This window comes from Oceanospirillum sediminis (genome assembly GCF_014164585.1).
In the GTDB taxonomy this organism is placed as follows: domain Bacteria; phylum Pseudomonadota; class Gammaproteobacteria; order Pseudomonadales; family Halomonadaceae; genus Oceanospirillum; species Oceanospirillum sediminis.
Map to the genome: position 1 here is coordinate 117,214 of NZ_JACJFM010000006.1, position 13,549 is coordinate 130,762.

At 47.2% G+C, this 13,549-nt stretch carries 10 protein-coding genes; 6 read left to right on the forward strand and 4 right to left on the reverse strand.

What is annotated here, in order from left to right; genetic code table 11:
• Positions 1–106: 106 nt before the first annotated feature.
• From ectB to gap, 4 genes are all read right to left on the reverse strand, one after another.
• Entirely contained in the window at positions 107–1,375 is a 1,269-nt protein-coding gene (gene ectB, locus H4O21_RS06830) for a diaminobutyrate--2-oxoglutarate transaminase (RefSeq protein WP_255487178.1), read from the reverse strand.
• A gap of 62 nt (positions 1,376–1,437) precedes the next feature.
• Positions 1,438–1,995, reverse strand: a complete 558-nt coding sequence (gene ectA / locus H4O21_RS06835) for a diaminobutyrate acetyltransferase (RefSeq protein WP_255487179.1) — start codon at positions 1,993–1,995, stop codon at positions 1,438–1,440.
• Between the two features lie 284 nt (positions 1,996–2,279).
• Positions 2,280–3,695, reverse strand: a complete 1,416-nt coding sequence (gene pyk / locus H4O21_RS06840) for a pyruvate kinase (protein ID WP_182808095.1) — start codon at positions 3,693–3,695, stop codon at positions 2,280–2,282.
• A gap of 29 nt (positions 3,696–3,724) precedes the next feature.
• A complete protein-coding gene (gene gap / locus H4O21_RS06845; RefSeq protein WP_182808096.1) occupies positions 3,725–4,726 on the reverse strand; it encodes a type I glyceraldehyde-3-phosphate dehydrogenase in 1,002 nt (333 codons plus the stop codon).
• Positions 4,727–5,200: 474 nt separating this feature from the next.
• Between gap and topA the strand changes: the two genes are divergently transcribed.
• From topA to H4O21_RS27795, 6 genes are all read left to right on the forward strand, one after another.
• Positions 5,201–7,858 carry a type I DNA topoisomerase gene (topA, locus tag H4O21_RS06850; protein ID WP_182808097.1) on the forward strand — a complete coding sequence of 886 codons (2,658 nt, stop codon included), beginning with the start codon at positions 5,201–5,203 and terminating at the stop codon, positions 7,856–7,858.
• A gap of 201 nt (positions 7,859–8,059) precedes the next feature.
• Positions 8,060–8,572 carry a DUF6586 family protein gene (locus H4O21_RS06855; protein WP_182808098.1) on the forward strand — a complete coding sequence of 171 codons (513 nt, stop codon included), beginning with the start codon at positions 8,060–8,062 and terminating at the stop codon, positions 8,570–8,572.
• 45 nt (positions 8,573–8,617) lie between these two features.
• A complete protein-coding gene (locus H4O21_RS06860) occupies positions 8,618–8,860 on the forward strand; it encodes a hypothetical protein (protein WP_182808099.1) in 243 nt (80 codons plus the stop codon).
• Positions 8,861–9,585: 725 nt separating this feature from the next.
• Entirely contained in the window at positions 9,586–11,088 is a 1,503-nt protein-coding gene (gene mqo / locus H4O21_RS06865; protein WP_182808100.1) for a malate dehydrogenase (quinone), read from the forward strand.
• A gap of 261 nt (positions 11,089–11,349) precedes the next feature.
• Positions 11,350–11,592 (forward strand): DUF3820 family protein, encoded by a 243-nt coding sequence (locus H4O21_RS06870; protein ID WP_255487180.1) that lies wholly within the window; start codon positions 11,350–11,352, stop codon positions 11,590–11,592.
• A gap of 287 nt (positions 11,593–11,879) precedes the next feature.
• On the forward strand, positions 11,880–13,532 hold the full coding sequence (locus tag H4O21_RS27795) for a methyl-accepting chemotaxis protein (protein ID WP_182808101.1): 1,653 nt from the start codon (positions 11,880–11,882) through the stop codon (positions 13,530–13,532).
• The last annotated feature ends 17 nt before the right edge of the window (positions 13,533–13,549 follow it).

Below are 13,549 nucleotides of genomic sequence, written 5' to 3' on the forward strand. Positions count from 1 at the left end.
CTCTTTACGGTGTTCAGTGCTCTTTGCAAGTGCGTTGCAAAGAGCGCTGAAGTGATTGGAGGATTAACAGTTATACGGATGGATTTTCCGGGCTATCAGAGATTTCTCAGCTGGCTTTTTTCAGTGGTTCAATCATCTCAAAGTAATCAGCAAATGCCCGCTCAATGATATTCAGTCCCTCATCCAGTTGCTGCTCAGATATGGTCAGAGGCGGAAAGCATTTTACGACTTCGCCTTCAGGTCCGCTGGTTTCAATAATGAGCTGATGTTTGAAGCAGGCTGAAGTGATTTCGTCAGCCATTTCTCCGAATGGGCAGCAAATACCCTGCATCAGGCCGCGGCCTTTGCGGTAAAGCTGCGGATGACTGTCACAGATTTGATTCAGTCGGTGTTTCAGTTGTTCGCTTCTGGCATGGATGTGACTGGCAAATTTTTCATCAGCCCAGTAGGTTTTCAGAGCCCTGGTTGCCGTAACAAAGGCATGGTTATTACCGCGGAATGTGCCATTGTGCTCACCTGGTTTCCAGATATCAAGCTGGCGATTGAGCAGAGTTATAGCAAAAGGTAATCCGTACCCGCTCAGTGATTTTGACAGTGTGATAATGTCGGGCTTGATATCAAAAGGATCGAAACTGAAAAAGGTGCCTGTACGGCCACAGCCAGCCTGAATATCATCTGCAATAAACAGAATACCGTGTTCTTTACATAGCAGGCTCAGTTGTTGCAGCCATTCGCCGGAGGCTGTATTCAGACCACCCTCACCCTGGACGATTTCTACAATAACAGCAGCAGGTATATCCATGCCGCTGGAGTTGTCCGATAGCATTTTGCGGAAAAGTTCCAGAGTGTCAAAGTTTTCACCCAGATAACCGTCATAAGGCATGCGGGTTACACCTGAAAGCGCCTGGCCTGCACCGTTTCTGTGATGGCAGTTGCCGGTTGCTGCCAGAGCGCCCAGTGTGCAGCCATGAAAGCCATTAGTAAATGAAACCACGTTATGGCGACCGGTTACTTTACGTGCCAGTTTCAGTGCAGCCTCGACTGAGTTGGCGCCCGTAGGTCCGGTAAACATGACTTTATGATCCAGATTTCGAGGCTTCAGAATCAGATCGCGGAAGGTTTCCAGAAACTCAGCCTTTGCCCGGGTGTGCATGTCGAGGCCGTGGCTGACACCGTCTTGCTGTATGTAATCAATCAGAGCGTTTTTCAGGGTGTCATTGTTGTGGCCGTAGTTCAATGAGCCTGCTCCAGCGAGAAAGTCAATGTATTCTTTTCCGCTTTCATCGGTCAGGGTGCAGTCTTTTGCAGTAGTAAATACTACTGGAAATGAACGTGAGTAGCTCTGAACTTCTGATTCGTAATCCTGAAAAATCATATTACTCTCCATTAGATTTCTTTGATGTTTGTTCTGAATAAGTTTCTTTGATACAGGCAGGTTCAGCGATGCTTGAGTGGACCTATCTCAAACAGGTCTTCTGATTCGTGCTGATTTCTGAAATGCAGTTCCTGGTCCAGAAAAGCATGGGTGCGTGAGGCAGAACCCAGCTCTCTTGCAAGGGAACGAAAGGTTCCCCAGGAAGCATTATTGTCCGGAGATATTGTGGTGTGTATGTATCGAATACTGCTGCAGCTGTCGCGCTCCAGAATCGCTTTGATCATCTGGCTGGCCAGTTTCTGTCCGCGAGCGCTTCTGGCAACCGCAACCTGCCAGATAAACAAGGTGTCAGGCCGGTCGGGGCGAATAAGGGCTGATACAAAGCCTGATAACGTATTGTCCTGCCATGAGCAAACAGATGTATCTGCCCATATTGAGCTGCAGAGCATATAGCAGTAACTGGAGTTCAGATCCAGAGGTGGGCAGTTCTCTACCAGCTCGTGAATACTTAATCCATCTTTAAGTTCGGGTTTTTTAAATAAAAATGCAGAGGAGTATGTACTTGTGTTGTGACTACTGTCACTAAGGTCGCTAATCATGATATTTTGTTTAGTGGTCAAAGTATATTTAATACCATAAAGCTTTGCTTGGTTTCTTTCAAGTCCTGTTTTTTAAGGATTTTATTTCTGGGGTTAGAGATCTAATGTTTAGTGTTGTTGTTTTTAATGGCCAATACCTGATAAAAATTGAAACCGATAGAGTCTGGCGCAGGCCTGATGAGGTAAGCGTTTTAGCGATATGAAAGAGTGTTTTGACAGGTGTTGTAAGACAGGTTTTTTAAAACAAAAAAGAGGCCCGGACAGGCCTCTTTTACCGATATGAAAATTATCTGAATTTTTTGTGACTAAGGAATCTGTACGATGGTCATGGTGTGAGTACCTTTGACATCACCCCGCGTGACAATAACAGAATCACCGGATTCCACCGCTTTACGCTCTATAAGCTGAGCTGTGGCCTTGTCGATGGCATCTGAATCGGTGCTGGGCGTGTCAAATGGAATAGTCGTCACCCCACGATACAAAGAAACTCTGTGCTGAGTAATTTTCTGGCTGGTAAAGGCGTAAATTGGCAGACCAGAACGAATACGGGACATCAACAGTGGTGTCAGACCTGTGCGGGTCATGCAGATAATCGCTTTCACTCCCTGCAAGTGGTTGGCAGCATACATCGCAGACAGTGCTACGGCTTCATTGATGTAAGTGAAGCCTTCGTGCATTCTGTGGTTGGATTTCTGTGAGATTCGTTCCTGTTCAGCCCCCAGGCAAACTCTCTCCATTGCCTGAACGGTCTCTACCGGAAAGTCGCCTACAGCGGTTTCTGCAGATAACATAACGGCATCTGTACCATCCAGTACGGCATTGGCCACATCGAAGACCTCTGCCCGGGTTGGCAGAGGGCTGGATATCATTGACTCCATCATCTGAGTGGCTGTAATCACAACTTTATTCAGGCTGCGTGCCCTCTGAATCAATTTTTTCTGCACGCCGATCAACTGGGCATCACCAATCTCAACGCCCAGGTCGCCACGAGCGACCATCACACCTTCTGATGCATTAATGATATCGTCCATCAACTCCTGGCTGGATACCGTTTCTGCCCGTTCCACTTTAGCGATCAGACCGATTTCCTGCCCCGCTTCGCCCAGTAAAGTCCGGGCTTCACGCATATCATCACCTGATCTGGGGAAGGATACAGCCAGATAGTCCACATTCAGAGCAATAGCGGTCTGAATATCCTTTTTATCTTTATCGGTCAGTGCCGCAGCAGACAAGCCACCACCCTGCTTGTTGATACCTTTGTTGTTAGACAGCTTACCGCCTACTATCACGGTACAACGTACTTCTGGTTTACAGACTTCATTCACTTGTAGCTGAACACGGCCATCGTCCAGCAACAGAATATCTCCAGAAGCGACATCATCAGCCAGTTCTGGGTAATCAACGCCGACAGCCTGTTGGTTACCTGCATCACGAGGCATGGTCATATTCAGAGTAAAGGTGTCACCCACAGTCAGGTTAACAGGGCCTTCAGCAAAGCGAGCGACTCGAATCTTGGGGCCTTGCAGGTCGCCCAGAACAGCAACAAAACGGCCGATTTCAGCCGCTGTTTTTCGTACCGCCTCTACGCGAGCCTGATGATCTTGTGGATCTCCATGAGAAAAATTGACCCGGACAACATCAACATATTCCAGTAATTGCTTCAGTATTTCTGGTTTGTCGGTGGCCGGGCCAAGGGTTGCTACAATTTTGGTTCTGCGCATTTAAGCGTTCCTTTCGGATTGTGTACTGATCACACCGACATCAGGCGTTGAGTGGTGTCCAGCATTCGATTAGAAAAGCCCCATTCATTGTCGTACCACGCCATCACTTTTATCAGATTACCCTGTACTCGGGTGTGGTTTGCATCAAATACGGATGATGCAGGGCAGTGGTTGAAATCAACAGAGACCAGGGGCGCTTCATTATACAGCATGACTTTGGAGTCATTCGCTGCTTTTTGCATCATTTTATTAATGCTATCAGCTGTTTGTGGCCGTTCTACGACAACACTCAGGTCGACCAGAGATACATTACAAGTGGGGACTCTGACTGCAAGCCCATCCAGACGGCCTGCCAGTTCGGGTAATACCAGACCAATAGCGGCAGCGGCTCCGGTTTTTGTTGGAATCATGGACTGAGTGGCCGAACGTGCCCGATAAGGATCTGTATGATAAACATCGGTCAGATGCTGATCATTGGTGTAAGCGTGAATAGTGGTCATAACGCCATTCAGCACTGACATTTCATCATGCAGAACCTGTACAACAGGCGCCAGGCAATTAGTAGTACAAGAGGCGTTGGAAACAATCTGATGTTCACTGGTCAGCCATTGATCATTAACGCCATAGACAACGGTGAAATCCACATCAGTTGCTGGCGCTGATATCAGTACTTTTTTTGCTCCCGCGGCAAGATGTGCCGCTGCTTTATCTCTGGTAGTAAACAGTCCGGTACACTCCAGTACCACATCAATTTGCAGGTCCTGCCAGGGCAGCATAGCAGGATCTTTGATAGCAAACACCTCTATCGCACGGCCATCGACAGATAGTGAGTTGTCATCATGCTGTACACTGGCGTTAAAACGTCCGTGGACGGAATCGTACTGTAGCAGATGCGCATTAATAGATGCATCGCCCAGATCATTGATAGCGACAATATCTATCTGCTTTTTATAGTGACCTTCAAAACAGGCTCTCAGAATATTACGGCCTATACGGCCAAAACCGTTAATTGCGACTCTGATTGGATGCATAACAGACCCCTCCGTGTCGGAAATTTCAGTTCTGTTATTTCAGAGTGGATGCTAACTTGCCGGAATGCAAAGATTTTTCTGATATAAGTCCGTAGATATCCGGCTATTACATCTGTTTTTCATCTGATTTGCTGGATATCAGGTGGCAGCTAAGGTAGTTTATACGCTTTTTTTCCTGCCCTGGTGATTTTCCAGGGAAAGAGAATGGTGTTAACGAGAAACACAGAGTCAATCTACTGATGCACTTTTTAGTGAGGCCTCCTGGCCGGATAAATGAGGTCAGTGACTAATGCGTTATTGATTTTTACCTCATATTTTCGATATAAGATGCCGCACAGTAATAACCAAATTAACATTGCCCGCTGCTATGGGCATCGGGATTAAAATCAGAAAAACTGGCTTTTTCAGACGAAAGCAAGCTATTTTCTTGAGAAAACCTGTTATTCACAACAGCCTTCGATTAAGAGACATATAATGGGAAAATCGTTAGTAATTGTCGAGTCTCCGGCCAAGGCTAAAACGATCAATAAATATCTGGGCAAGAATTTTGTGGTTAAGTCCAGTGTTGGCCATATTCGTGATCTGCCAACCAGTGGCGGAGCGAAAGAGCCGGTTGATGCGAAAGCCAGAGCTAAAGCCGCTGCCTTAACCCGGAAAATGAGCCCGGATGAGAAAGCGGCGCACAAAAAGCGCAAAGCTCGTGAACAGTTGATTACTCGTATGGGAATTGACCCTGAGAACGACTGGCAGGCCAATTACCAGGTGTTGCCTGGTAAGGAAAAGGTGGTTGCTGAGCTGCAGAAGCTGGCCGCTGATGCCGATGAAATTTATCTGGCAACGGATTTGGATCGAGAAGGAGAAGCGATCGCCTGGCACCTTCGTGAAACTATAGGCGGTGACGATAATCGTTATCGCCGTGTGGTATTTAACGAAATCACTAAAAATGCTATTCATGAAGCATTTGAGGAGCCGGGGCGTCTGGATATGAGCCGTGTGAATGCTCAGCAGGCACGTCGATTCCTTGACCGTGTTGTGGGCTATATGGTATCCCCTCTTTTGTGGGGTAAAGTAGCTCGGGGCCTGTCCGCCGGACGTGTACAATCGGTCGCTGTGCGCCTGATTGTCGAGCGTGAACGTGAAATTCGTGCTTTTACTCCGGAGGAATTCTGGAGTGTGCATGCTGACCTTAAAGGCCAGGGTGTTGCACCTTTCCAGTGTGAAGTTTCTAAACAGGATGGCTCTGCATTCCGTCCGGTTAATAAAGAGCAAACTGACGCTGCGCTGGCGATACTGGAAAAAGCGGCTTTCACCGTTGCCAAACGGGAAGATAAGCCAACGAAGACCAAACCTTCTGCACCTTTTATCACTTCGACGCTGCAGCAGGCAGCCAGTACGCGTCTGGGTTTCAGCGTAAAGAAAACCATGATGCTGGCCCAGCGTCTATATGAAGCAGGCTTTATTACCTATATGCGTACTGACTCGACCAATCTGAGTCAGGAAGCGGTTGAAAATTGTCGTACTTATGTCGACGAGAACTTTGGCCAGAACTATCTGCCTGAGACGCCGAACAGTTACTCCAGCAAAGAAGGGGCTCAGGAAGCGCACGAAGCGATTCGTCCATCAGACGTGACTCGAAAATCGACTGAGCTTACGGGCATGGAGCGTGACGCGGAGAGGCTTTATGAGCTGATCTGGCGACAGTTTGTGGCCTGCCAGATGGTGCCAGCGGAATATCTGAGTACCTCCCTGGTTGTGGGTGCCGGTCCGTTTGAGCTGCGTGCCCGTGGGCGGGTACTGAAGTTTGATGGTTTTACCCGTGTGATGCCATCAAACAGCAAGAAAGATGAAGATCAGTCATTGCCGGATCTGAATGTTGGTGATTTACTGAATCTGGAACAGTTACTGCCCAAACAGCACTTTACCAAGCCGGTCGCTCGCTTTACAGAAGCAAGCCTGGTAAAAGAGCTGGAAAAACGGGGGATTGGCCGACCATCTACTTATGCTTCGATTATTTCCACGATTCAGGACAGAGGCTATGTCCGGTTGGAAAATCGGCGTTTTTATGCGGAAAAAATGGGCGATATCGTGACGGACCGCCTGGCTGAAAGCTTTACTGACCTGATGGACTATAGTTTTACCGCCCGAATGGAAGAGTCACTGGATGATGTGGCAGAAGGTCATAATGACTGGAAAAACTTGCTGAATACTTTCTATGGTGATTTTAGTCAGAAGCTGGCCGCGGCGGAGTCCGAAGAAGGCGGTATGCGCCCGAATCAGGCGGTTGAAACCTCTATTGAGTGCCCGACATGCAGTCGCCCTATGCAGATCCGTACTGCCAGTACCGGTGTGTTCCTGGGGTGTTCTGGTTATGCTTTACCACCGAAAGAGCGTTGTAAAACCACTATCAACCTGACATCTGGCGAAGAGGCAATCAGTGCTGATGCAGATGATGAAGCAGAAACACAGGCGCTGAGAAAGAAACATCGTTGTCCGAAATGTAGCACCGCGATGGATAGCTATCTGATTGATGAAACCCGGAAAATTCATGTCTGCGGTAATAACCCGGATTGTGATGGTTATGAAATCGAAAAGGGTGAATTCAAGATTAAAGGCTACGATGGGCCTGTTATTGAGTGCGATAAATGTGGCGCTGAGATGCAGCTGAAAAATGGCCGATTTGGTAAATACTTTGGCTGTACCAGTGAAAGCTGCAAGAACACGCGTAAGCTGCTGAAAAGTGGTGAACCTGCGCCACCAAAAATGGACCCGGTTGCTATGCCTGAGTTGCAGTGCCAGAAGGTAGAAGATCACTATGTATTACGTGATGGCGCATCCGGTCTGTTTCTTGCGGCCAGTCAGTTTCCGAAAAACCGGGAAACACGTCCACCCCTGTTAATAGAAATACTGCCGCACAAAGAGGAAATTGACTCAAAATACAACTTCCTGATGACAGGGCCGACCCATGATTCAGAAGGTAATCCGTCAGTAATTCGTTACAGCCGGAAAAACAAAGAGCAATACCTGATGAGCGAGGTTGAAGGAAAAGCGACAGGATGGCAGGCGTTTTTTGAGGGTGGTCAATGGGTTATCCGGGAGAAGAAAAAAACTTCCAGAAAAAGCACGAAAAGTTAGTTCTTTAAATAACAATTCGCGCTACACTATACAGATTAAAGGCCGGTTTGAAACAAACCGGCCTTTGTTGTCTGACCGGCTTTGCGATGCTGAGTATCAAGGGTAACAGATGCAGAAACCCGATGATCTCAAGTCAGTAAAAAGGTACTAACTGACTGCTTGTTGCTTATTCGGAAAATCTCTTTTCAGGTAAAAAAAATAATGTCATCTTTTGCTTCACGTACGATGCAGAAGCTGTATTCTGCACGTCTGCTTGCTGAGCATTTAAATGCACTTGAGCAGCAGGATGAGTTGGTCAGATCTGCTTTCAGAATGGCTCATACTGAAGCTGTTTTGTTTCAGATGCAGGGAGCTTTACAGTCTTTACTGTATGAAATTGCAGAAACAGCCCGACTACCTCAGGGTGAATGGCTGACGATTAAAGATTTACAACAGGCGGCAGATAAGCATGAGCGTTGTCTGCCTCAGTTAAACATTCTGCTTGAGTTGCAGAATGATAGTTTCAGCTGGCTGAATCAGTTCCAGAAGCGTTACCAGAGTTGCTGGTTACCAGAACGTCAGAGTACTGATAAAGACGTTCATGTCGCTGCTCAGACGGCTAATCTGATTAGCACTGCGCCAGAAGAGGTGTCAGAGATTGAGCAGCTGAAACTATGGTTAACGAATATGCAGGCGCTGGTCAATGATTTGCGCCAGACAATGCAGGAATTTTGATGTTGCAGGATGCCGGGTCTCAAATATTGTTAAGGGGTAACGACCTTGTCTGATAGTCCATTTCTGGAAATAGTTGAACTTTCTGATGGCGATGTCATCCTGCAGTCCGTGGACGATGAACAGGGTGAGCCTCTGGTGCGTATTCGGTTTTCTTCGGAAATCGTTGAGCATCTGGGCAGTGCCAGTTTTGATATCGCCCGTGAAATGCTGGATAAAGCGATTCAGGACAACCGATTATGGGGTGATGAAGGCGAGGACGACCTGTCAGCGGACAGGGTTGTTCATTAGCGATTATTGTGCAGCTCTTGCTGTATATCTATATGTCCCTGTAATTATAAAAATACCGGTCTGTCATGCAGACCGGTATTTTTTTGCTTCTGTGAAATTCTGATACCTTTTTTTCTGTTTCCTCTGCAGGCTATCCGACTGGCTGCTATGGTTATTTTCAGAGTAAATTTTCACTGACTGTAAAACTGGCAGGCGAGTATATTTTATATATACTATTTAGTGATATTTCTCGCAATGATGGTGTTTTATTATTTTCTGATCTGGTTTTCATGTTATTTATAGTCATTTTTTTTTGCCAAAAAAAATATCATCCAGTGTAAAATATCGCCGGGCTGCAGGATGGATATAAAAAACAGCTGTTGATGTGGCATTTTCGGGGGTTCTGACCCTTTTTCCTTAGAATCAGTTAAAAATTTAGCGATTACAAACGCTTAAATGTAAGACTTTAGGTGCAATATTCGCCAAATTGATAACCTGATTACCAGTTTTTGCCCAAGACTTTTGAAACAGAATCCGTATAATTCTGCGCCATCTGACCGGAACTAAGGACAAAATGTCTCATCTTAATGCCTGGTATTCAGGCCCTGATGGCGTGACCGGTAAACTATAACTAAAAACAGGGATATCCAGAGACTCTACAGCAGACAAGACAGGTGCTGTAGTGAGGCCAAAAGCTGATATCTGGTGTCAGTTCAATCCCAATAATTGACAATGGCGAAGCTCGTATGACCGCAAAATCTGCAGATGTGTTGCTGGTAGGGGCCGGTGCGATGAGCACCACCCTGGGGATGCTGCTGAAGCAGCTGGACCCGACGATTAACCTGATCATGGTCGAACGTTTGGACCATGTGGCTCATGAAAGTACCGACGGCTGGAATAATGCCGGTACCGGACATGCAGCCTACTGTGAACTGAATTACACTCCGGAGCAGGCAGACGGCAGTGTCAATACTGCAAAAGCATTTGCCATTAACTCTGCTTTTGAAATCAGTCTCCAGTTCTGGTCCTACCTTGTTGAACAAGGCGCTATGCCCTCCCCCGAACAGTTCATTAACCCAACACCACATTGCAGTTTTGTGTGGGGCGAAAAGAACGTTAATTTCCTGCGTACCCGCTACGAAGCTCTGAGCAAAACACAGTCTTTTACCGACATGGAATACAGCGAAGATCATGATGTTATTCGTCAGTGGATGCCTCTGGTTATGCAGAATCGTTCTGCAGATGAAAAAGTAGCGGCAACCCGTGTACGTTATGGTTCTGATGTGGATTTCGGTTCCGTTGCCCGTAACATGGTGAAATACCTGGAACAGCAGGACGGTTACGAGCTACTGCTGGAGCACAATGTTCAGGATCTTAAGAAAGACTCCGATGGTCGCTGGAACGTTACTCTGAAGGATAAAGATGGCAAGAATGTGACAATCAATGCTGGCTTTGTTTTCCTGGGAGCTGGTGGTGGCGCTCTGCCTCTGCTGCAGAAGTCTGATGTGCCGGAAGGCAAGGGCTATGGAGGCTTCCCGGTCAGCGGTATGTGGCTGGTATGTAAACGTCCTGAAATTGCACAGCAGCACATGGCTAAAGTGTATGGTACAGCGCCAATTGGTGCGCCTCCGATGTCTGTTCCTCACTTGGATACCCGGGTTATTAATGGGGAAAAAGCACTGCTGTTCGGACCTTTTGCTGGTTTCACCACGAAATTCCTGAAAAAAGGTTCCATGTTCGATCTGCCATCCAGTATTAAGAGTGATAATCTGAGTTCTATACTGTCGGTAGGTATGAGCAATATGGATTTGACCCGTTATCTGATTAGTGAGGTACGTCAGTCTCACACAGCGCGCTGCGATTCACTGCGCAATTTCTTCCCGGATGCCAAAGATGAAGACTGGGAACTGGCTATGGCCGGCCAGCGTGTCCAGATTATCAAGAAAGATGAGAAGGGTAAGGGAAAACTGGAGTTTGGTACCGAAGCGATTACAACAAAGGATGGCTCTCTGGCTGCTCTGCTGGGAGCATCACCAGGTGCATCGACCTCAGTTAATACAATGATCTCAATTATTGAGCGTTGTTTTGCTGATCGTCTGGCAACCGATGAGTGGCAGACTAAGATGAAGCAGATGGTGCCATCTTATGGCCAGTCTCTTACCGAAGATGATGTACTTTTGAAAGATGTTCGTGAGCGCACACTGCGAACTCTGAAACTGGATCGCGAGACTGAGCAGGCAGAAGCCTGACAGTTCACCTCTGGCAGCCGTTTATGACTGTGGGAGGTTGTAAACGGTGAGGCGGTTCAGGGTTTAGCGACAGAAAAGTCTCACGCCAGAAGCGAGGAAAGCCGATACTGTTCCGGGTATCGGCTTTTTGGGTTATAGGATTCCTATTTATATCAATAGTTTTCAGAATCGTTCATGACTTATGTTCGTTGAGTTGTTGGCCTGTTCTGATGACCAATAATGAGTCATTGTAATTAACTTACCAGGAAATACTGTCTGAATATGGAAGCAATGGACCCGGATATGGGCATTATGGACCCTCAGCAGCTGGTTAAACTGGCGACGATGAAAATGCCTTTTGGTAAATATCAGGGCAGAGTGCTGATGGATCTGCCGGAAGAATATTTATTATGGTTCCGCAAGAAAGGATTCCCACAAGGTGAATTGGGCAGGCTGATGGCTCTGATGCTGGAACTTGAAGTGAATGGTCTGAAAGAATTGCTGGAGCCTTTACGGCAGCACTGAATCATATGAAAACACTCTGAGCAAATATAACACTTTTGCTATAACTGATTTCTCACTTTTTCTGCTCTGTTTGCATTTTGTTGCCATCTGTTTACAGAAATAGTCTGTTTACTCCAAATATCATACATCTTTTTTACCCGGTTACATCCAGGCACAAACCAGTACACTCTTAAGCCGGTTAATCCTCTAGAATTCTGCACAGTTTTCTCTTCACTATTATCTGATAGCTCAGGATATTTCCGGGATGGAGCCCTTATAACAATAACATCCAGACAGGAGCAAGGGGCATGAAACTCCCTGAAACATATATGCGTCTGGTCGCCACACTGCCTTTGCTGGCGGCCATCAGTTATGGCTACTTAAATCATCATCTCAATCTGCAATACACTATGCTTCTGCTGATCGCAGGGTTTATTGGTGTACTGGTCCCGGTGTTTATTCCCAGCAGGAGGCACTGGATTGCTTCTGAGTCAGAAGAGGGTGAGGTCAGCACAGCTTCATTAAACGCTATGAGCCAGCAGCTGATCTCCCAATACCCTGAGTCATCAACAGAGAATCGGACCGGGCAGAGTCTGCAGCAATTGTTCGGTATGGCTCGTGCCCTGGGGCCAGTCAGCAGCCAGACCGCCATTGCAACGGCGGAGGTCTCCTGGCTGGCAGACAAAATGAATCAGCATCTGGTTTGTCAGAAACAGGAAACAGAAAAGATTGTACAGCGCCTGGAATCAATCACGGTGACGATGCATCAGGTGTCGGTCAATGCCGCCAGCGTGACAGATCTGGCTGTACAGGCGAAAGTATCCAGTCGCTCTGGCCGACAGGAGCTGGAGCAGACAATCAGTCAGATGCGGGAGATCAGCAGTAATACTGATCACACTCTGAGGCTGATTAACGATCTGAATGAAAAGTCTGAACGTATCCAGGATGTCACACGAGTCATTGAGGGTATTGCTGAGCAGACAAATCTGCTGGCTCTGAACGCTGCTATTGAAGCCGCTCGTGCCGGAGAGCATGGCCGTGGGTTTGCGGTTGTCGCGGATGAAGTACGCAACCTGGCCAGCCGGACTGCGGACTCGACTCAGCAGGTTGGCAGAATTGTAGAAGAAATTCAGTCCAGCACACGGGAAGTGGTTAAGACTATTGAATCTCTGGTGACCCGTATCAGTACCGGATCTGAAAAAATTGCAGAAACCGGCGTCCGGCTTGAGCAGATGAGTGCTCAGTTTGATGAAGTTGAAGACCAGATTTCTGGTATAGCAGAGGGTGTTAGTCAGAGTTATAGCCATGTTGAAGAGATCTCAGCTTCGGTGAAATCTCTGAAAGAGGAAGTCGCCGGAGGCCATCAACAGATGAATGTGCTGGCGAAGCAGGCAGATCAGCTGATGCATAGTGCTGAGAAAATTACCGCAACTCTGTCAGATCATGCCGCAGAAGGTCAGCACTATCAGGCTTATCAGACTTGCCTGGAAGGTGCCAGGCGTATCCAGGAGGTTTTCGAGCAGGCGATCAGCAAAGGACAGATTACCTTTGAAGCGCTGTTTAACAGAACTTACCAGCCCATCGCCGGATCGAATATAGGCCGCTGTTCCAGCCATTATGATCAGTTTACTGATCAGGTACTGCCTTCTATCCAGGAGGAGTTATTACAGCGACATAATTATGGTTATGCTATCCTGCTGGATGATCATTGTTATATTCCTACCCATAATCGACAATACAGTCATCCGGAAACCGGAGACCCGTCCATAGATGCTGTACAGTGCAGGGGTAAACGTATTTTTGATAACCCGGTCGGTGTGCGTGGGGCCAGAAATAAAGAAAAACTGCTACTACAAACCTACAAACGGGATACCGGTGAAGTACTCCATGATCTGTCAGTCCCGGTTGTGATTAATGGCCGACACTGGGGAGCGTTCAGGGTGGGGTATTTACCAGAATAGAAGTTTTTTAACAGGCA